Below are 19,149 nucleotides of genomic sequence, written 5' to 3'. Positions count from 1 at the left end.
GGGGCGAGGTAAGAGCATCAGAGCGCGCGCTTGAGCGGCTCGACGAGATCGGTCTTCTCCCAGGAGAAGCCGCCCTCATTGTCCGGCGTGCGGCCGAAATGGCCGTAGGCCGAGGTGCGCGCGTAAATCGGGCGGTTGAGGTCGAGATGGGTGCGGATGCCGCGCGGCGTCAGATCCATCGCCTTGGCCGCCGCCTTCTCGAGCTCGTCCTCCGAGACCTTACCGGTGCCGTGGGTGTCGATGTAGATCGACAGCGGACGCGCCACGCCGATCGCGTAGGCGAGCTGCAGCGTGCAGCGGTCGGCGAGACCGGCCGCGACGATGTTCTTGGCGACGTAGCGCGCGGCATAGGCCGCCGAGCGGTCGACCTTGGTCGGATCCTTGCCGGAGAACGCGCCGCCACCATGCGGGGCCGCGCCGCCATAGGTGTCGACTATGATCTTGCGGCCGGTCAGGCCGGAGTCGCCGTCGGGACCGCCGATGAAGAACTTGCCGGTCGGATTGATGTGCCAGATCGTCTTGCCGTTGATCCATTCCTTCGGCAGCGCCTCGCGCACATAGGGCTCGACGATGTCGCGGATCTGGCTGGACGAGAGGTCCTCGACCAGATGCTGGTGCGAGACCACGATCTCGCGGACGCCGACCGGCTTGCCGTTCTCGTACTGCACGGTGACCTGGCTCTTGGAGTCCGGACCCAGCACCTTCTCCTTGCCGGAGTGGCGCGCTTCGGAGATCAGCCGCAGGATCTTGTGAGCGTAGAAGATCGGCGCCGGCATCAGGTCCGGCGTCTCGTTGGTGGCGTAACCGAACATGATGCCCTGGTCGCCGGCACCCTCTTCCTTGACCTCGCCCGGCTGCAGCGCGTCGACGCCCTGCGCGATGTCGGCCGACTGCGGATGCAGCAGGATCTCGATGTCGCAGGTCTTCCAGTGGAAGCCGTCCTGCTCGTAGCCGATGTCCTTGATCGCGTCGCGCACGACGCCCTCGATGTGTTCATTGGTGACCGAGCTCGGGCCGCGGGTTTCGCCGGCGATCACCACCTTGTTGGTGGTCGCGAGCGTTTCGCACGCCGCACGGATCTGCCACGGGTCGATGCCTGCCTTCGGGCCCTCGCGATAGAACAGATCGACGATCTCATCCGAGATGCGATCGCAGACCTTGTCCGGATGGCCTTCCGAGACCGACTCGCTGGTGAAGAGATAAGACGCGCGCATCAAGCAAACCCCTTGTTTCGTCGAAGTCCGACGTTGGTTGGTGAATATGTCCCCGGAATGTCAGTCTCGTCGCCGCGAGATGACGTAGGATTCGTCGTAGAACCACAGCCCGTTGTGTTTGCGGAGAACTTCGCGCGTAGCCTCGAGAGCTCGTCCGTTTTCGGTCGTTTCGGTCAACCGCTCATCTTCGATCTGCGCGACATACACCGCCGCATTCCACGCTGCAAAGGCCGTCGAGGTTCCGATCGAACCGGTCACCTCATTGGGCAGCGCTTCCATATCATATCGGAAGATCGAACGGTTATCGGCGTAGGCGTTGAAGTTCAGCTCGCGACCGGCCGACCCCAACTCGTATTTCACCGCGCGCAGTATCTCATGACGGCTGACGGCGAAAGGATTTTCTCCGGGCCAGACGGCCTGAATGATTTCAAGTCCGGGATCGCCGCCGTGGGAGTGGATTCCTATCAGCCGTCCGCCGCCGCGCAACGCGCGGGCCAGCGGCGCGATGATCCGCTTGGCGCGGAAATTCACCGAGGATTTGGCCCGATACGGCTGCGAGGCGATCACAAGATCGAAATTGGCCTCGGTGCGGCCGGCCCGGGGAATGATCGAATCGAGCAGGAAGCGGTGGTCGTCGCGGTACAGCACCAGCGCCACCGGCCGCTCATAGATCGGCATCGCATTCCCGGGGCTGAGATTGGCCCGCCAATTCTGCTCGAGGAACGGGCCGAGTTCCGCGATCTGGGCCTCGAATTCACCCGAGGACGCGCCGCGGAGGGCCACCTCGTGCCAGATCATGCTGGCGGCCGCCGTGGAGTTCTTGGGCGTCAGCCAGGGCGCCTCGGCGTAATACATGTTGGTGAACACGAAGACGCTGGCCGGGTGCTCGAACAGGCGGTCGGGGACCTTGTCCAGGGTGAGGCGGACGTCCTCCAGGCTCAGTTCCTTGCCGGCGACATAGAACGGCATATGTGGGAAGCGGCCATGCATGGCACGCAGGACCCGCGCCAGCACGGTGCCATCGCCCATCCCGGCATCGAACACCCGCAATGCCGGCGGCCGCGGGTGGATGGCGGCCAGTTCCAGCGAAACCCGGTCGGCAATCACCCGCTTCTCGCTGCAGGTGTGCACGAACAGCAGATAGCGCTGGCGGTTCTCGAAAAAGCGAAAATTGCCGCGCGGATCGCGCTTCTCCGGCGGAACCACCAGGCCGCGCGGCGGCGGCACGCCGCCCGGCGTCGAGGTCGCGATGAAGGCATTAATGCGGTCGAGCGTGTCGATGGTGATGCGCTTGCCCTCGCGCAGCCGGTGCACCAGCTTGCCGTCGTTGACGGCACGGCGGCCGAACGTCGTCTCCGCCATGTCGGAGCGCCGGCAGAAATCCGTGATCTGACTGAGGATTTCGTCGTTCTTCATGGGCCTGGGGTGGGCGGCGGCGAGTGGGCAGGAAGTGGGCAGAGATAGTGTGTAGCGACGTCTTACCACCATTTTCCCACCAGTTGAACCCCCCTTTACTGCCCGATCACCAAACACGCATAGATCGCCTCGCCCTCGCCGATCGCCATGACGGCTTACCCGTGGATGACCGATGCGCCGCCTGCTCCTGATCCCAGCTTTCCTCGCCGCCTTGCTCTGGTCGGCGCCCTGCCTCACAAGATCATCGCGCTGAAGGTGTTTTCCGGCGAGAAACTCAAGAAGGGCAACTATGCCCAGGTGATTTCCGACGCCACCGAGGCGCTGCGCCTCAAGCCGAGCACCGCCGTCTACAATCTGCGCGGCTCGGCCTATTACGACAAGGGCCAGTACGACATCGCGATCGCCGACTTCAACGACGCGCTGCGCATGGGGCCGCCGAGCGGCATCATCTTTCACAACCGCGGCAACGCCTATCGCGGCAAGGGCGACTACGCCAAGGCGATCGCCGATTATGACGCCGCGATCAAGGCCGGCCCGAAGTCGGCCTTCTCCTACCAGAACCGCGGCTCCTCGAAGCAGGCGCTCGGCGATCTCGACGGCGCGCTCGCCGACATCAACGAGGCCGTCAGGCTCGATCCGTCGCTGCCGCAGCCGCTAATCAGCCGCGCCGTGATCTGGCGCGCCAAGGGCGACATCGCGCGCGCGATTGCGGACACGTCAGAAGCGATCCGGCTCGCGAAGGCGAAGGCGCCTGTCAACATCATGACGCCGCCGGGCAGTGTCTTGATCTCGGCCTATACCCAGCGCGGCCTCAGCTATGAGGCAAAGGGCGATGCCGCGCACGCCAAGGAAGACTACGCCTCGGTGCTCGAGGGCGTCGCGTCCGACGCCGGCAGCAAGGCCAACCAGGCCACCGCCAAGGTGCGGCTCGCACTGCTCAAGGAGGCCGATGCAGCACCGCGCAACGATGCAGCCCCCCGCAAGGCGGCGGCGGCACCTGCCGCCGAGAGCAGCCCGACCGCGCCACCGGCAGGCTCCGTCACCGCACCGGCGCCGCCCGCCGCGCCGTCACAGACTGCCGCAACCAGCCGGCGCGTCGCGCTGGTGATCGGCAACGGCGCTTATGCACATGTGAAGGCGCTGCCCAATCCGCCCAACGATGCGCGTGCCATCGCCAAGAGCCTGCGCGAGATCGGCTTCACCGTCTCCGAGGGCCTCGACCTCGATCGCAATGCGATGCAGACGACGATCCACGACTTCCTGCGCGAGGCGGCGCGGTCGCAGATCGCCGTGGTCTACTACGCCGGTCATGGCGTGCAGGTCGACGGCCGCAACTATCTCGTGCCGGTCGATATCGAGTTCAAGGCGGGCGGCCGCATGACCGACGCAATGGTGGACATGGACACCATCATGGCCGGTCTCGACGATCAGATCCGCACCAACATCCTGATCCTCGATGCCTGCCGCAACAACCCGATGGCGCCGCAGGTCGCGTCCGCAGGTCCGAGCCGCGGCATCGAGGCCGGCTCCGGCCTTGCCGCCCCCGCCTCGCTCGGCTCAGGCTCGACGCTCGGCGCTGGCACGCTGATCGCGTTTGCGACCGCGCCGGGCCAGGTCGCGCTCGACGGCGAAGGCGCCAACAGCCCGTTCTCGGCGGCACTGTCGCGCCATGTCGGCACGCCCGGCCTCGAGGTGCAGCAGATGCTGACCCGGGTCCGCGCCGAGGTCGTCGCCGCGACCAAAGGCAAGCAGGTGCCCTGGTCGAACTCCTCGCTGCTCGGCGAGGTCTATCTGGCGGAGAGGTGAGACGACGCGCGCAAGAACCGTCATCGAGGAGCGTCGGCGACCAGACAATCTACTCGTCTGTTCGCCGCGCCACGAACGTGCCACCCGGCTGATGAAAGATCATCTCGTCGACGATCGTCCCATCACTGCAAAATTCGACGAGGGTCGCCTGCCCGACAATGCGGAACGTCCTGCCCTGCTCCGGCGCGAGGCGATGGGCCGGCTGGTGGTCGGACTTCAACTCAAGCGCCCCCTCGCTATCCAGCGTGACGCGGTGCGTGATCGCGCTCCATTTGAAACTGCCGACGCACCGCGCACGGAACGCGGCGTCGGTGCATTCGCCGGCCGCAAGGCGCACGAACACGATATCCGCGACGGCCGGTTCGAGCGGCGCGGAGAGACTGACGATGGCGCCGTCGCGATTGGTCAGGAACGTGAGCGGAAGCGAGTCCGGCACGTAGCGGTCCTGCACCTCCGGCGTTTCGAACGTCTCAAAGTGACGGTGCCCCAATGTCGCAAACAGCCCGCGCCACGACCAGTGCAGCGCACCGTCCTGCTCCCTGATCGACATCACGCCGTAAGCAGGGTGCTCATAATCGCCGGAGTAGGCCGCAAGTTCGTGCGCCGGGTGAGTTGAGTGTTGTTGCGGCGGCCCTTCTCCCGCACGCCCTTGTCGGCCTGGATCTGCTCGAGGGCTTCATCACGCCGCTTGCGGAAACGCTCGCGCCATTCGATCGGCTCGCGGCCGCGCAGCCGGTCGATGATGTGCAAGGTCAGCGTCCACGGCACCTGGTTGGGACTGCGGTTGGTGAAGACAGCAATGCCGATGCCAAAATCCGGCAGCAGCGTCATCTGCGTATTCCAGCCAATCCAGCCGCCGCCGTGCTCGACCAGTCGGTCGCCGCGGTAGCTGTTGCACTGGAAGCCAAGGCCGTAATGTGCCTGGCCGAACTCCGCATAGCCTGGCAACCAGTTGTAGACACGCGGCGCATGCAGCTCACCGATCAGCGCTGCCGGCAATATGCGCTCACCGTCGAACGCGCCCTGACCGAGATGCAGCCGCATCCAGTTCGCGAAATCCACGACCGAGGTGGTCATCGCGCCGGACGCGGTGGTCGTGATCGGCAGACGGAACGCGGGCAGCCGCCTGTCTCCGTGCATCTTGTACGGCCGTGCCGGCTCGCTCGAGGCTTCGAGATCATCAACGTTGAAGCCGACATTCATGCCGAGCCAGTCGGTCAGCCGCGCGCGGATGAACGCCTGATAGCTCTGCCCGCTCAGGCGCTCGATCAACAGGCCCGCAACATTGTAGCAGAGGTTGTTGTATTGAAAGGCGCTGCGGACATCGCGGCTCAACTCCAGATGCCGCATCAGGCCGAGCATGTCGGCCGGCGCGAGATCGCCGGGCTCGTGCACCCAGTCATGACGCGGCAGCCCGGTGTGATGACACAACAAATCGAGCACGGTGACGCGCTCCGTCGCCACCGGATCGCTCAGACGAAACTCGGGGATGTAGTCGCGCACCGGTTTGGCCCAATCGAGCCGCCCTTCATTGTGCAGCAGCGCGATCGCGGTCGCGGTGAAAGATTTGGTGATCGAGCAGATCGCGAACTGCGTCGACGGCGTGACGGGCAAATTCGCCTCGACATCGCGCTGGCCGTAGGCGCGTGCGAGCACGACCTTGTCGTCCTGCACCACGGCGAGCGCGGCGCCTGGCACCTTCCAGTCGGCCATGACATCGGAGGCCAGACGATCGAGTTCGGGGATAAAGGATGCAATTGGCGCACTGGGCGCGTCGGATGATTGGGGCATGAGGGCTTCTCGGCTTCAACAGCAACAGACGGCGCCTCACCAGGGTGAGGCGTGGCGGCGTTACGGCAACCCGGTCGTTCGACCGGCTCACCGTTCGTCAGTGCTGGCTAAGCTCGAAAGCGATCAACATCGTTGGATCATCCTCAATGGACCAAAGCTATCATGTGGCCAGGACAACTGTCCAGCCGCACGAGCTCACGCGGGATGCGCCGTCATTCCGGGTACCTCGAAGCCGCGAACCCGGAACGATGAGCGAAACCTACTTGCCCCACACCTCGTTGGCGACCTCGACGGCGAGCCGCAGCTTGGCCCACTGCTCTTCCTCGGAGAGGATGTTGCCCTCCTCGGTCGAGGCGAAGCCGCATTGCGGCGACAGCGCGAGCTGCTCGATCGGGGCAAACTTCGATGCCTCCTCAAGCCGCCGCTTGATATCGTCCTTGTTCTCGAGCTCGCCGAACTTCGAGGTGATGACGCCGACCACCACGACCTTGTTGCCCTTGGGCAGGAAGCGCAACGGCTCGAAGCCACCGGCACGATCGGAATCATACTCGAGGAAATAGCCGTCGTAATTGGTGCCGGCGAGCATGGTCTCGGCGACCGGCTCGTAGCCGCCCGAGGAGATCCAGGTCGAACGGAAATTGCCGCGGCAGACATGCGTCGTGATCACCATGTCGGACGGACGATCGGCGATCGCGTAATTGATGACGCGGGCATAGATCTCCTGCAGGCCGTCGGGATTGTCGCCGCGGTCGCGCGACTTCTGCAGCTCCTCCTGCGAGCACAGATAGGCCCACACGGTGTCGTCGAATTGCAGGTAGCGGCAGCCGGCGTCGTAAAACGCCTTGACCGCCTTGCGATAGGTCTTGCCGAGGTCCTGGTAGAATTCCTCGAGGTCCGGGTAGACCTCGTTCGAGATCAGCTTGCGGCCGCCGCGGAAATGCAGCACCGCCGGCGACGGGATTGTCATCTTCGGCGTGACATGCGCCTGGTCGGCGTACTTCTTCAGGAACCTGAAGTGATCGAGCATCGGGTGATGATCGGAGAAGTCGAGCTTGCCGATCACCCGGATGGCGTCGTGCCGGGTCTGCACGCCCGCGAACTGGATGCCCATATCGGGATGGAACAGCAACCGGTCAGGTGGCTGAGGAAATCGAAGTGCCACCAGGAACGGCGGAACTCGCCGTCGGTCGCAAGCTTCAGGCCGACCGAGGCCTGCTTATGCACGACCTTCTCGATTTCCATGTCCTCGACCTTGCGCAACTCGTCGGCCGAGATCTCGCCCTTCTCCAATCTGGCGCGGGCTTCCTTGATCTTCGGCGGCCGCAACAGGCTGCCGACCTCGTCGGCGCGAAACGGAGGCTTGGATCGCTGCATGGTCAACTCCCGAACGTTTCTAATGTACCTTCTAATGTGCCTTGGCCCCGGAGACGCCGAGGTGGCGCTCGAGGACGGAGGGATCGGCTTTCAGCGCAGTGCTTGTGGCATCGTGCACGATCATGCCGCGTTCCAATATCACAACGCGGTCGGCGAGCCCGAGAATCTTTTGTGCATTCTGCTCCACGATGATCGAACAGATCCCACCGGCGCGCGTGATGGTTCCGATCGCCTTTAACAATTCCTCAACGATGATCGGCGCCAGGCCTTCGGTCGGCTCGTCGAGCAGCAGCACTTTCGGATTCAAGGTCAGCGCGCGGCCGATCGCCAGCATCTGCTGCTCGCCGCCCGACAGCTGGTTGCCGAAATTGCCGCGCCGCTCCTTCAGCCGCGGAAACATCTCGTACACCCGCTCGACCGTCCACGGCCCAGGCTGCGCCACCGCGGTCATGTTCTCTTCCACCGTCAGCGAGCGGAAAATGTTGCGCTCCTGCGGGACCCAGCCGATCCCGGCGCGGGCGCGCTGGTCGGGCCGCATCGCCGTGATGTCCCGGCCGGCGAGCGCGACGCTGCCGCCAAAGCGTCTGACGATGCCGACGATCGAATTGATCAGCGTGGTCTTGCCGGTGCCGTTGCGGCCAAGCAGCGCGAGCACCTGGCCCTCGGCGAGCGAAAGCGACATATCGGACAGCACCACCGCCTCGCCATATCCGGCGCGCAGGCCCTTGATGGAGAGCAGGTCAGGCATCGGCCGCCTCGCCGAGATAGACCGCCCTGACCTGCGGATCGCGCGCGACCTCGTCGGGCGCGCCCTCGGTGAGCAGGCCGCCATTGACCAGCACCGAGATGCGGTCGGCGAACGAGAACACGAGGTCCATGTCGTGCTCGATCAGGAGCACGGTGACGTCGCGCGGCAGCGCCGCGACCGCCGCCAGGATATCGTGGCGCTCGCTCTCGGGCACGCCGGCCGCGGGCTCGTCGAGCAGCAGCACCCGCGGCTTCGCGGCGATGGCGACCGCGATCTCGAGCAGCCGCTGCTTGCCATGGGGCAATGTCGAGGTGAGCTCGGTCATCACGTCGAGCAGATGGAAGCGCGACAATATCTCGGCGATCTCGGCGTTGACGTCGTCGCGCGTCCCCATCCGCCGCCACCAGTCGCCGCCGCGGCCCATCCGCTCAGAAGCGGCGAGTCCGATGGTCTCGAGCGGGGTCAGGTCGGCATAGAGCTGGTTGATCTGGAAGGTGCGCGACAGTCCGCGCAGCACCCGCTTGTGCACGGAGAGGCCGGTGATGTCGCTGCCTTCGAGCAGGATGCGTCCGCTGTTCGGCGTCAGCACCCCGGTAAGCTGATTGATGACGGTGGTTTTGCCGGCGCCGTTGGGTCCGATCAGCGCGTGGCGGGCGCCCTGCATCACCTGCAGCGAGAGATCGCGGGTGACGCGAAGGCCGCCAAAGGATTTTTCCAGGCTGCGGGTCTCCAGCGCGATCGTCATAACGCATCGCTCTCCGGCACGGCGACGGCGGCTTTGCGGCCGGCGAACTGGCGGACGACCAGGTTCGGCACGAACAGCACCCAGCGGTGGATGCGCGCGCGGCCGACCAGCACGATCACGACCAGCACGAGGCCGATCCAGAACAGCCAGTATTGCGGGGTGATGGTCTGAAACAGCTCCTGCAGCATCTTGAACACGACGGCGCCGATCAGCCCGCCATAGAGATAGCCGGTGCCGCCGATCACGAGCACCAGCATCAGGTCGGCGGAGCGCTCGAAGGAAAACACGTCGAGCGAAGCGAGCGCCGTGGTCTGGGTGAACAGCGCGCCGGCGATGCCGGCATAGAACGCGGCGAGTGTATAGACCGCAATCAGGCGGCGGTTGACCGGCACGCCGATCGCGGCCGCGCGCAGCGGATTGTTCCTGATCGCGCGCAGCGACAGGCCGAACGGCGAATGCACCACGCGGCGGGCAAACAGGAATAGGATGAACAGCACGATCAGCGAGTAGAAGAACCCGGTCTTGCCGAACATGTCGAAGGTGAACAGCCCGAGGATCGGCTGCATCTCGATGCCCTGCAGGCCGTCGGTGCCGCCGGTGATGTTGGAGAAGCGTTCGGCGAGCGCTTCCAGCAAGAGCGCGATGCCGAGCGTCACCATCAGCCGCGTCAGGTCGACGCCGCGGATGACCAGGAAGCTGGTCAGGAAGCCGAGCACGGCGGCCACAAGACCAGCGACAACAAGCGCAATGACGGGCTCGTTGATGATGCCGTGCAGCGCCAGCAAGCCGGCCGAATAGGCGCCGACGCCGAAGAAGGCCGCATGGCCCAGCGAGACGATGCCGGCGTAACCGAGGATCAGGTCGAGCGACAGCGCGAACAGGCCAAGCCGCACGATGTCGGTCATGATCAGGTAGCGCGACGGGAACAGGAAGGCGCAGGCGAGCGTCAGCACCCAGAACGCGACCTCGCCGATCCGCCAGCGCGCGCTGGCCATCGCGTGAGTGGAGACGTCGGACAGCGCGGTCATGCCAGCCTCACCGCGCCGCGGTGCGGCCGAACAGGCCGTTGGGACGCCAGAGCAGGATCACGATCATCACCGTGTAGATCACGAAGGGTCCGACCTTGGGCACGTAATATTTGCCGGCGACGTCGGCGATGCCGAGCAGCAACGAAGCCAGGAACGGCCCGGTGATCGAGGAGGAGCCGCCGACGGTCACGACGATCAGGAAGTAGATCATGAATTTCAGCGGGAAGTATGGATCGAGCCCGAGGATCTCCGCGCTCAGCGCGCCGCCGAGGCCGGCGAGGCCGCAGCCGAAGGCGAAGGTGAAGGCGAACACCTGCGGCACGTTGATACCGAGCCCGATCGCAGCGCGCGGATCGTCGACCGCGGCGCGCAGCCGGCTACCGAACCGCGTCTTGGCGAGGATCAGCTGCAGCGCCAGCGTGAGCAGGCCGCAGATCACGACGATCATCAGCCGGTAGCGGCCGATGCCGACGCCGAACAGATCGATCTGGCCTTCCAGCGCCGCCGGCAATTTGATGAAGACCCGCGACGATCCCATGATGTAGTCGACCGCCGCGACCGACATGAAGACGAGCCCAATCGAGAACAGCACCTGATCGAGATGGCTGCGGGCATAGAGATGGCGGTACAGCGTGCGCTCCAGCGCGATGCCAATCACTGCGCTTCCGACAAAGGCGAGCGGCAGGCCTGCGAAGAACGGCCAGCCGGAATTGTTGACCAGCACGGCACAGATATAGCCGCCGGCCATGGCGAAGGCGCCATGCGCGAGATTGACGAAGTTCATCAACCCGAGCGTCACCGCCAGCCCGCAGGCGAGCACGAACAGCAACATGCCGTAGGCGACGCCGTCAAACAGATTGGTGAGGATAGAGGCCATCGGGTCAGCTCAGCCGAAAGAACGCCACCACGTCGCGCAGGTCGGATAGATCGCCATGGCCGGGCTCGTCCCGGCCATCCACGTCTTGCTCGCACGCCGGCAGGAAAGACGTGGATGCCCGGCACATCTGCGTGAAGACACGCTTCGCGTTTTTGGCCGGGCATGACGGAGTACGGGCACGCGCTAGGAATGACGATAACGGCGTCACTTCTTCGTCTTGCCGGAATCCTTGACAGCCTCGAAGGTTGCGAACTCGACGTTGTAGAGCTCGCCGTCGACCTTCTCGACCTTGCGGATATAGATGTTCTGCACGATGTCGCGGGTTTCCGGATCGATCGAGATCGGGCCGCGCGGGCTCTCCCACTTCATGCCCTTCATCGCCTCGATCAGCTTGTCGCCGTCGGTTGCACCATTGGTCTTCTTCAGCGCCTCGTAGATCAGATGGATGCCGTCATAGCCGCTGACCGCCATGAAGCCCGGCCGGTTGCCGTATGCCTTCTTGTAGGCGGCGACGAAGTCCTTGTTCATCGCCGACGGATGGGCTGCCGAATAGAGATGCGCGGTCACCGCGCCGAGCGCGGCATCGCCCATATTGTTGAGCAAATCGTCGTCCATCACGTCGCCGGGGCCGATCACCTTGATGCCGCTCTTGTCGAGCCCGCGCTCGGCATATTGCTTCATGAAATTGCCGCCCTGCCCCGCCGGCACGAACACGAACATCGCATCGGGCTTGGCATCCTTCATGCGCTGCAGGAACGGCGCGAAGTCGGGATTGGCGAGCGGGACCTTGACCTCTTCCACGACCTCGCCGCCGCCGGCGGTGAAGTGCTGCTTGAAGAAGGTCAGCGCGTCGTTGCCCGGCGCGTAATCCGAGGTCAGCGTCGCAACCTTCTTGATGCCGTTCTTGACCGCCCAGTCGCCGATGATGGTGGAGGATTGCGCCAGCGTGAAGCTGGTGCGCACGATATAGGGCGAGCGCTCGGTGATGATCGAGGTGCCGGCCGCCATCACGACTTCCGGAATCTTCGCCTGCGTCGCCAACGGCGCCGCGGCAAGCGCCGCGGGCGTCACGCCGAAGCCGGCGATGAAGCTGACCTTGTCGTTGACGATCAGCTCCTGCGCGAGCCGCTTGGTGTTGTCGGGCACCGCGGCGTCGTCCTTCAGGATGATCTCGATCTTCTTGCCGGCGACGGTGTCGCCCTTCTGCTGCATGTAGAGCTTGATCGCGTTATCGATCTGCTTGCCGGTCGACGCCTGGCCGCCGGTCATCGGCAGGATCAGGCCGATCTTAACGGCGTCATCCGCCCGCGCCGGCGCGCTGGCGCACAATCCCGGAAGCACCGCCGAAGCGGCGCCCCACAGCAACAATTTGCGACGATTGAACATCGACGTCCCTCCCCCTTCCATTCTTCTGCGTCGAGCCGAGTCCCCGGCCCTTGCCCTTCCTTAACCCAAGCATGTCACGGCCAAGGCGCAACGCGACAAGGCGTCTCCCCGTGCTCTCTGTCAATCGGACGATGGACGTGTGTCGCGCGGGGTGCGATCCGGCTCGCGGCCGTGACCAGTATCAGGATACCAAAGCCGCTCCCCGAAATTCAATGCCCGCGAGAACCGGTCTCGCGCGCTCAGAGAGCTTCGCGGGCTCAATTATACGATCGTACAAACAAAGCGGCGATGTCAACAAACAAGCACAATTGCAGCCGAACGGTCGCGCCCGACGTCCATCATCCATAAAGACCAGGGTTGTATGCTGCCTCCCATGCCAATCGTCACGCGCCACATCCCTGTCCTGATTGCCCTCGCGCTCGCGGCCTGCGCGCTCGGGGGATGCAGCACCGTGAACCAAAAGCTCTCATCCGGCATGGCCGACTACATTCCGGCCTGGGCCGGCGGCCTGCCCGCGGATGCGCCGCCGCGGCAGGGCACCCCGGAATACGACAAGTTCATGCAGGAGCGGGAACGCAAGCGCCAGATCCCCGCGGCCGAGCGCGACGACGCCAAGCCGGCCGCGACGACGCAGGACGCGCCCCACTGAGCCGATGCTCCGGTCGAGACTCTCTCCTGAGGATTTCGCCGCGGCCGTCGAGTTCGACCACCACGTGAACCGCGGATCAGTCCACGAACACCACGGTCTTGCGGCCGTTGAGGATGACACGGTCGGCCAGATGGTAACGGATCGCGCGCGCCAGCACGCGGCGCTCGATATCGCGACCCTTGCGCACCAGATCCTCCGGCGTGTCGCGATGGCTGATGCGCTCGACGTCCTGGTCGATGATCGGCCCCTCGTCGAGATCGCTGGTGACGTAATGCGCCGTGGCGCCGATCAGCTTGACGCCGCGCTCATGCGCCTGGTGGTAGGGCTTGGCGCCCTTGAAGCCGGGCAGGAAGGAATGATGGATGTTGATGCAGCGGCCCGACAGCCGCGCCGACATCTCGTCGGACAGGATCTGCATGTAGCGGGCCAGCACCACGAGGTCGGTGTTGGTGTCCTGGGCCAGCTGCCACACCGCGTCTTCCTGCTGCCGCTTGGTCTCTTTGGTCACCGGCAGATGATGGAATGGGATGTCGCCGAAATCGAGCGAACCATAGCTCTCGCGCGGGTGGTTGGAGACAATCGCGGTCGGGATCATCTCGAGCTCGCCGGTGCGCCAGCGATAGAGGATGTCGACCAGGCAATGATCGGACTTGGACACCAGCAGCATCACCCGGCGGCGGCTGGCGCGATCGCGCATCTGCCATTCCATGCCGAAACGCTCGGCGATCGCGGCAAAGCCGGTCTGCAGCGCGGCCAGCTCCACCGCGAGATCGGCCGCGGTGAACACCACGCGCATGAAGAACTTGCCGGTCTCGATATCGTCGAACTGCTGGGCGTCCAGGATGTTCTGCCCATTATGCGCGAGGAAGGTCGAGACCGCCGAGACGATCCCCGGACGGTCCGGACAGGACAGGGTCAGAACGAATTGATGGTCGGGCATGCCAATTGACCAAAGCTTGAGCAGGTAGGTGGAATTTTCGGCCCTCGTCTACACCGCGGGCGGCCTTGCGCCAATCCCGGCGCGGGGGTCAAATCGAACAAATGACGACAATGTTGTTAGGGACCATCATGGCTGACCGGCTGAACGGCTACCGCATCCTGATCCTCGAGACCCGCGAGGAGGCGCAGTTTTCCCGCCTGCTCGCCGAACAGGGCGCCGACGTGCTGCAATGCCCGATGTTCACCATCCATGATGCGCCTGATCCGGCGCCGATCGAGGCCTGGATTCGCCGCGCCATCGAACGCCCGCTCGACGACCTCGTGCTGATGACCGGTGAGGGCCTGCGCCGCCTGATGAAGGTCGTGCGCCGGATCGGGGTCGAAGCGGAGTTTGTCGGCAGCCTCGGCAAAACGCGCAAATTCGCCCGCGGCCCCAAGCCCGGCCGCGCGCTGCGCGAGATCGCCCTGGAGCCGCAAATGACGACGGAGAAGCCGACCTCGGAAGGCGTCGCCGAGATGCTGGCAAAGCTCGACCTGACCGGCCATCGGCTCGGCCTGCAGCTTTATCCGGACAAGGACCACGCCACCCTGATCGGCGCGATCAAGGCACGTGGCGCCGAGATCGATACGGTGCTGCCCTATGTCTACGATGCGCAAGCCGCCGACACCAACATCGTCACCGCGATCGAAGAGATGGCGCAGGGCCGCATCGATGCGATCGCGCTGACCAATCTCGGCCAGGTCCGCCGCCTCGTCGAGGTGGCACGGGCGCGCGGTTGCGAGGACAGGTTACGCGACGGGCTCGCGCGTACCCCGATCGCTTCCGTCGGACCGGCGGTATCGGATGAACTCAAGTCCCAAGGCCTGCGCACCGACATCTACCCGGCCGAAGACGCCTTCTTCATGCGGCCGTTGATATCGGCAATGGCGGCAGCGCTTTCAAAAAATCCGCCGCGCGCGGCGGCGCGAAGCTAATCCACCTTGGCGCCGGCGAACTTGACCACCTTGCCCCATTTCTCGGTCTCGTCCGCCACCAGTCTGCCGAAGTCGGCAGCCGAGCCCGGCAGCATCATCGCGCCGAGCTCGGTGAACCGCGCCTTCGCCTTCGGATCGGCGAGGATTTCATTGACCGCCTTGTTGAGCTTGTCGACGATTTCGGGCGGCGTGTTCTTCGGCGCCGCGAGGCCGTACCAGGCGCTCGCCTCGTAGCCCGGCAGGAAGTCGGCGACCGGCGGCAGATCCGGAAGCACGTCCGAACGGGTCGTGCTGGTCACGGCAAGTCCGCGCAGCTTGCCGGATTTGACGTGCTCGGCACAGGTCGGAAGATTGTCGAACATCACCTGCATCACGCCGGAGAGCATGTCGGTTATCGCCGGCGCGCCACCCCGGTAGGGCACGTGCTGCATCTTGATGCCGGTGAGCATCTTGAACAGTTCGCCCGACATGTGGATCGTCGAACCGTTGCCTGACGACGCCATGTTGAGCTTGCCGGGATTGGCCTTTGCATAGGCGATCAATTCGGGAATCGACTTGATCGGCAGTGAGGGGTGCACCACCACAACGTTGGGAAAGCGAATGATGCCCGCGATCGGCTCCATCTCGCGCATGAAATCGAAGGGCAACTTCTCGTAGAGCGTCGCGTTGATCGCATTTGCCGGCGCGACCAGCAGCAGGGTGTAGCCGTCGGGCGCTGCGCGCAGTGCCGCCTCCGTGGCGATGTTGGTGCCGCCGCCCGGCCGGTTCTCGATAATGAAGGATTGCCCGAGTCTTTCCGACAGCCATTGCCCCATCAGGCGCGCCGTGAGGTCTGCCGAACCGCCCGGGGTGTAGCCGATCACGAGGCGAACCGGCCGCGCCGGATAGGCCTGGGCACGCGCGCTGCCAAATGTGAGCGGAAGCGCAGCCGTACCGGCTGCAAGTTGCAGGAATTGGCGGCGCAGAATTTTCATGATGCCTCCTCCGACGCACTGGCGGCTCTTGCGGCCGCTCGGGTACGCGCATCCTATCCGCGGCGTCGCCAAGCCGACAGATATTCTCCGTCGGAGGGCGGGAGGATCACCGCGTCACTTCGTCTCGCGCAGAAAGGCCTGATAGGCGAGCTTGATGCCATCCTCGAGCGAGGTGGTGGCGCGCCAGCCGAGCTTGGCCAGACGGCTGACGTCGAGCAGCTTGCGCGGCGTGCCGTCCGGGCGCGAGGTGTCGAAGCCGATCTCGCCGCGATAGTCGACAGTGGCGGCAACGACGCGGGCGAACTCGGCGATGGTGATGTCCTCGCCGGTGCCGATATTGACCAGGTCCGGCGAGGAATAGGTCTTCATCAGATGGATGCAGGCGTCGGCGAGATCGTCGACATAGAGGAATTCGCGGCGCGGCGTGCCGGTGCCCCACACCACGACATTGCTGGCGCCCGAGACCTTGGCCTCGTGGAAGCGGCGGATCAGAGCGGCGACGACGTGGCTGTATTCGGGATGATAATTGTCGCCGGGACCGTAGAGATTGGTCGGCATCACGCTGATGAAATCTGAGCCATACTGGCTGCGATAGGCCTCGGCCATCTTGATCCCGGCGATCTTGGCGATGGCATAGGGCTCGTTGGTCGGCTCCAGCGGGCCGGTCAGCATCGAATCCTCGCGCAGCGGCTGCGGCGCCAGGCGCGGATAGATGCAGGACGAGCCGAAGAACATCAGCTTCTCGCATCCATTGGCATGGGCGGCCTGGAGCACATTGGTCGAGATCGCCAGATTGTCGTAGAGGAATTCGGCCCGCAGCGTGTTGTTGGCGACGATGCCGCCGACCTTGGCGGCGGCGAGGAACACGGCCTGCGGCCGCTTCGCGGCAAACCAGGCGCTCACCGCGGCCTGGTCGCGCAAATCGACCTCGCTGCGCGACACCGTCAGTAGATCGGCCTGTTCGCGCGCCAGCCGGCGCATCAGCGCCGAGCCGACCATGCCGCGATGGCCGGCAACGAAAACCGTCTTGCCCTTCAGTTCAAACGTGCTTGCCATTGCCCGCGTCCTGCCTGGCCTCAGCGAGATCGCTGGCGACCATCTCCTGCACCAGCCGCGCGAATGGCGTCTTCGGGGCCCAGCCGAGCTTGGCGCGTGCCTTGCTGGCGTCGCCGATCAGGAGATCGACCTCGGTCGGACGGAAATAGGTCGGGTCGATCTGCACCAGGGTCTTGCCCGACGCCTTGTCGACGCCGACCTCGTCGACGCCCTTGCCGCGCCATTCGATGCTGCGGCCGACCTCCGCAAACGCCAGTTCGACGAACTCGCGGACCGAGCGCGTCTCGCCGGTCGCGAGCACGAAATCATCAGGCTCGTCGGCCTGCAGGATTTTGTGCATGCCCTCGACATAGTCGCGGGCATGGCCCCAGTCGCGCTTGGCATCGAGATTGCCGAGATAGAGCTTGCTCTCGAGGCCGACCTCGATGCGGGCGACGGCGCGCGTGATCTTGCGCGTCACGAAGGTCTCGCCGCGGATCGGGCTCTCATGGTTGAACAGGATGCCGTTGCTGGCGAACATGCCATAGGCCTCACGGTAGTTCACCGTGATCCAGTAGCCGTAGAGCTTGGCGACGCCATAGGGCGAGCGCGGATAGAACGGCGTGGTCTCCTTCTGCGGCACCTCCTGCACGAGCCCGTAAAGCTCCGAGGTCGAGGCCTGGTAGAACCGCGTCTCCTTTTCCATGCCAAGGATGCGGATCGCCTCCAAAAGGCGCAGCACGCCGATGGCGTCCGCGTTCGCTGTATATTCCGGGCTCTCGAAGCTGACCTGGACGTGGCTCTGGGCGGCGAGGTTGTAGATCTCGGTCGGCCGGATCTGCTGCATCAGCCGGATCAGATTGGTCGAATCCGTCATGTCGCCGTAGTGCATCAGGAACGGCACGTTGCCGGCATGCGGGTCCTGGTAGAGATGGTCGACCCGCGCGGTGTTGAACGAGGACGAACGGCGCTTGATCCCGTGCACAGTGTAGCCGAGGCCAAGCAGATATTCGGCGAGATACGCGCCGTCCTGCCCGGTCACGCCGGTGATCAGCGCCACGCGCCGCTTTGAGTCCTGAGCCGCCATGTCATCTCCAGAGAGCGCGAGACCGCGCGATCCCGACGAGGCCGGTCTGTAGCATCCGGCCTTCGCCAAGTCTAATGGCTTAATCGTGTGAAATCAGGACTTTAAGGCATGATCCGGAAAAGTGTGAAGCGGTTTTCCCTCGCGACAAGCGCGGAACGCGCTTGCGCGGAGATCATGCCCAAACAAGAAGCTAAAGCGCGATGGATCTCATCGCGCTTTAGAACCTCAGAAAGTGGCCCAACGCTACCCTGCCCCGTCACTCGCCGTAGTGGCGGAGCCGGTCGAGGTTGATGATGGTCACCCCGCCATATTCGAGCCGCAGCAGCCCCTCGCGCTCGAGTCGCTTCAGGCACTGGTTGGCATTCTGCCGCGAGATTCCCGACAGCGCCCCGATCTCCTCCTGGGTGATCTCCAGGTGCAGGGTGAGGTCGGGGTAGAGGATCGGATTGAACAGCGAGGCGATCGAGCGCGCCAGCCGCGCCGTCGCATCCAGCGTGCGGCCGTATTCGAGCAGCGCGATGAACTGGCCGAGCCGTTCGTTGAGCGATCCGACCAGGAAACGGTTGAACCCGACGCTGTTCTCGAACAGCCAGACGAAGGTCCGGCGATCCATCATCGCCAGCCGCGTGTCGCGCAGCGCGACCACGTCGTAGCGCCGCGGCTCGTTCTTGAGCACGGTGCCCTCGCCGAACCACGCGCCGGCGGTGAGGCCCGCGAAACTCGCCGCCTTGCCGCCGCGCGACACGATGCCCATGCGCGCGAGCCCGCTGACGATGCCGGTCCAGTACTGGAAATTGTCGCCGCGCATGAAGATGAATTCGTTGGCGCGGTAGGACTTCTCGGAAATGCCGGCGCGCGCGATTTCGATTTCTTGCTCGCTCAGTTCGCGCGACCAGGCCGCGATGCGCCTTAAGTAATCAGCAGCAATCATTCTAGCGACGGCATCCCACCCCAAGATACTGACACGATATTGCACTGCAGCAATGCCGCGTGCGAAGCCAGCAGCCCGACGCCTGGAATGCCAGCGAAAATTCCTGACCAATTGTCGGGCACATTTTCAACCTATCGCTTTCTCGTATTCAGAGCCACCTCGCGTAACGCCGCG

General features: G+C 64.7%; 15 protein-coding genes and 3 pseudogenes. 3 read left to right on the top strand and 15 right to left on the bottom strand.

Going from position 1 to position 19,149, the window contains the following annotated elements:
- Positions 1-17: 17 nt before the first annotated feature.
- Together metK and HAP54_RS27780 are read right to left on the bottom strand one after the other, a co-directional pair.
- Positions 18-1,214: a methionine adenosyltransferase gene (gene metK / locus HAP54_RS27785; RefSeq protein WP_166308487.1), complete on the bottom strand. Its 1,197-nt coding sequence runs from the start codon at positions 1,212-1,214 to the stop codon at positions 18-20.
- 60 nt (positions 1,215-1,274) lie between these two features.
- Positions 1,275-2,630 carry a hypothetical protein gene (locus HAP54_RS27780; RefSeq protein ID WP_166308484.1) on the bottom strand — a complete coding sequence of 452 codons (1,356 nt, stop codon included), beginning with the start codon at positions 2,628-2,630 and terminating at the stop codon, positions 1,275-1,277.
- Positions 2,631-2,802: 172 nt separating this feature from the next.
- Here HAP54_RS27780 and HAP54_RS27775 point away from each other — a divergent pair.
- Positions 2,803-4,436 (top strand): annotated as a pseudogene (locus HAP54_RS27775) (caspase family protein).
- A 49-nt stretch (positions 4,437-4,485) separates the two neighbouring features.
- Here HAP54_RS27775 and HAP54_RS27770 read toward each other — a convergent pair.
- From HAP54_RS27770 to HAP54_RS27735, 8 genes and pseudogenes are all read right to left on the bottom strand, one after another.
- A pseudogene (locus tag HAP54_RS27770) lies at positions 4,486-4,995 on the bottom strand (hypothetical protein); the annotation flags it as partial.
- Positions 4,986-6,227 carry a serine hydrolase domain-containing protein gene (locus HAP54_RS27765; RefSeq protein ID WP_166305787.1) on the bottom strand — a complete coding sequence of 414 codons (1,242 nt, stop codon included), beginning with the start codon at positions 6,225-6,227 and terminating at the stop codon, positions 4,986-4,988. The pseudogene HAP54_RS27770 and the gene HAP54_RS27765, both read right to left, overlap by 10 nt.
- Positions 6,228-6,486: 259 nt before the next feature.
- Positions 6,487-7,601 (bottom strand): annotated as a pseudogene (locus HAP54_RS27760) (cobalamin-independent methionine synthase II family protein).
- 31 nt (positions 7,602-7,632) lie between these two features.
- Positions 7,633-8,349 carry an ABC transporter ATP-binding protein gene (locus HAP54_RS27755; RefSeq protein WP_166305784.1) on the bottom strand — a complete coding sequence of 239 codons (717 nt, stop codon included), beginning with the start codon at positions 8,347-8,349 and terminating at the stop codon, positions 7,633-7,635.
- On the bottom strand, positions 8,342-9,094 hold the full coding sequence (locus HAP54_RS27750) for an ABC transporter ATP-binding protein (RefSeq protein WP_166305781.1): 753 nt from the start codon (positions 9,092-9,094) through the stop codon (positions 8,342-8,344). Before HAP54_RS27750 ends, HAP54_RS27755 begins: the two co-directional genes overlap by 8 nt.
- On the bottom strand, positions 9,091-10,122 hold the full coding sequence (locus HAP54_RS27745; RefSeq protein ID WP_166305778.1) for a branched-chain amino acid ABC transporter permease: 1,032 nt from the start codon (positions 10,120-10,122) through the stop codon (positions 9,091-9,093). The genes HAP54_RS27750 and HAP54_RS27745 overlap by 4 nt, the downstream gene beginning before the upstream one ends.
- 7 nt (positions 10,123-10,129) lie before the next feature.
- Positions 10,130-10,999, bottom strand: coding sequence for a branched-chain amino acid ABC transporter permease (locus tag HAP54_RS27740; protein ID WP_166207542.1), 870 nt, complete (start codon positions 10,997-10,999; stop codon positions 10,130-10,132).
- A gap of 204 nt (positions 11,000-11,203) precedes the next feature.
- A complete protein-coding gene (locus HAP54_RS27735) occupies positions 11,204-12,385 on the bottom strand; it encodes an ABC transporter substrate-binding protein (protein WP_166305775.1) in 1,182 nt (393 codons plus the stop codon).
- Positions 12,386-12,836: 451 nt separating this feature from the next.
- On the opposite strand from HAP54_RS27735, the gene HAP54_RS27730 reads away from it, so the two are divergent.
- Entirely contained in the window at positions 12,837-13,034 is a 198-nt protein-coding gene (locus HAP54_RS27730; RefSeq protein WP_414646147.1) for a hypothetical protein, read from the top strand.
- Positions 13,035-13,110: 76 nt separating this feature from the next.
- Here HAP54_RS27730 and purU read toward each other — a convergent pair whose 3' ends face one another.
- Entirely contained in the window at positions 13,111-13,974 is an 864-nt protein-coding gene (gene purU / locus HAP54_RS27725) for a formyltetrahydrofolate deformylase (protein ID WP_166305769.1), read from the bottom strand.
- A 128-nt stretch (positions 13,975-14,102) separates the two neighbouring features.
- Here purU and HAP54_RS27720 point away from each other — a divergent pair, with 128 nt between their 5' ends.
- A complete protein-coding gene (locus HAP54_RS27720; RefSeq protein ID WP_166305766.1) occupies positions 14,103-14,948 on the top strand; it encodes a uroporphyrinogen-III synthase in 846 nt (281 codons plus the stop codon).
- Here the strand turns inward: HAP54_RS27720 and HAP54_RS27715 are convergent.
- The 4 genes from HAP54_RS27715 to HAP54_RS27700 all read right to left on the bottom strand — a co-directional run bounded on the left by HAP54_RS27715 (position 14,945) and on the right by HAP54_RS27700 (position 18,975).
- Positions 14,945-15,922, bottom strand: a complete 978-nt coding sequence (locus HAP54_RS27715) for a Bug family tripartite tricarboxylate transporter substrate binding protein (RefSeq protein ID WP_166305763.1) — start codon at positions 15,920-15,922, stop codon at positions 14,945-14,947. The genes HAP54_RS27720 and HAP54_RS27715 overlap by 4 nt on opposite strands.
- A gap of 114 nt (positions 15,923-16,036) precedes the next feature.
- On the bottom strand, positions 16,037-16,978 hold the full coding sequence (gene fcl, locus HAP54_RS27710) for a GDP-L-fucose synthase (RefSeq protein WP_283843188.1): 942 nt from the start codon (positions 16,976-16,978) through the stop codon (positions 16,037-16,039).
- Positions 16,962-18,044, bottom strand: coding sequence for a GDP-mannose 4,6-dehydratase (gene gmd, locus HAP54_RS27705; protein WP_166305760.1), 1,083 nt, complete (start codon positions 18,042-18,044; stop codon positions 16,962-16,964). Before gmd ends, fcl begins: the two co-directional genes overlap by 17 nt.
- Positions 18,045-18,300: 256 nt before the next feature.
- Positions 18,301-18,975, bottom strand: coding sequence for a Crp/Fnr family transcriptional regulator (locus HAP54_RS27700; RefSeq protein ID WP_029084712.1), 675 nt, complete (start codon positions 18,973-18,975; stop codon positions 18,301-18,303).
- Positions 18,976-19,149: the final 174 nt, after the last annotated feature.

It is taken from the genome of Bradyrhizobium sp. 2S1, assembly GCF_011516625.5.
Classification (GTDB): Bacteria; Pseudomonadota; Alphaproteobacteria; order Rhizobiales; family Xanthobacteraceae; genus Bradyrhizobium; species Bradyrhizobium septentrionale.
Note: the sequence above shows the minus strand (reverse complement) of the source record. Positions and strands in the feature narration are given on the sequence as shown.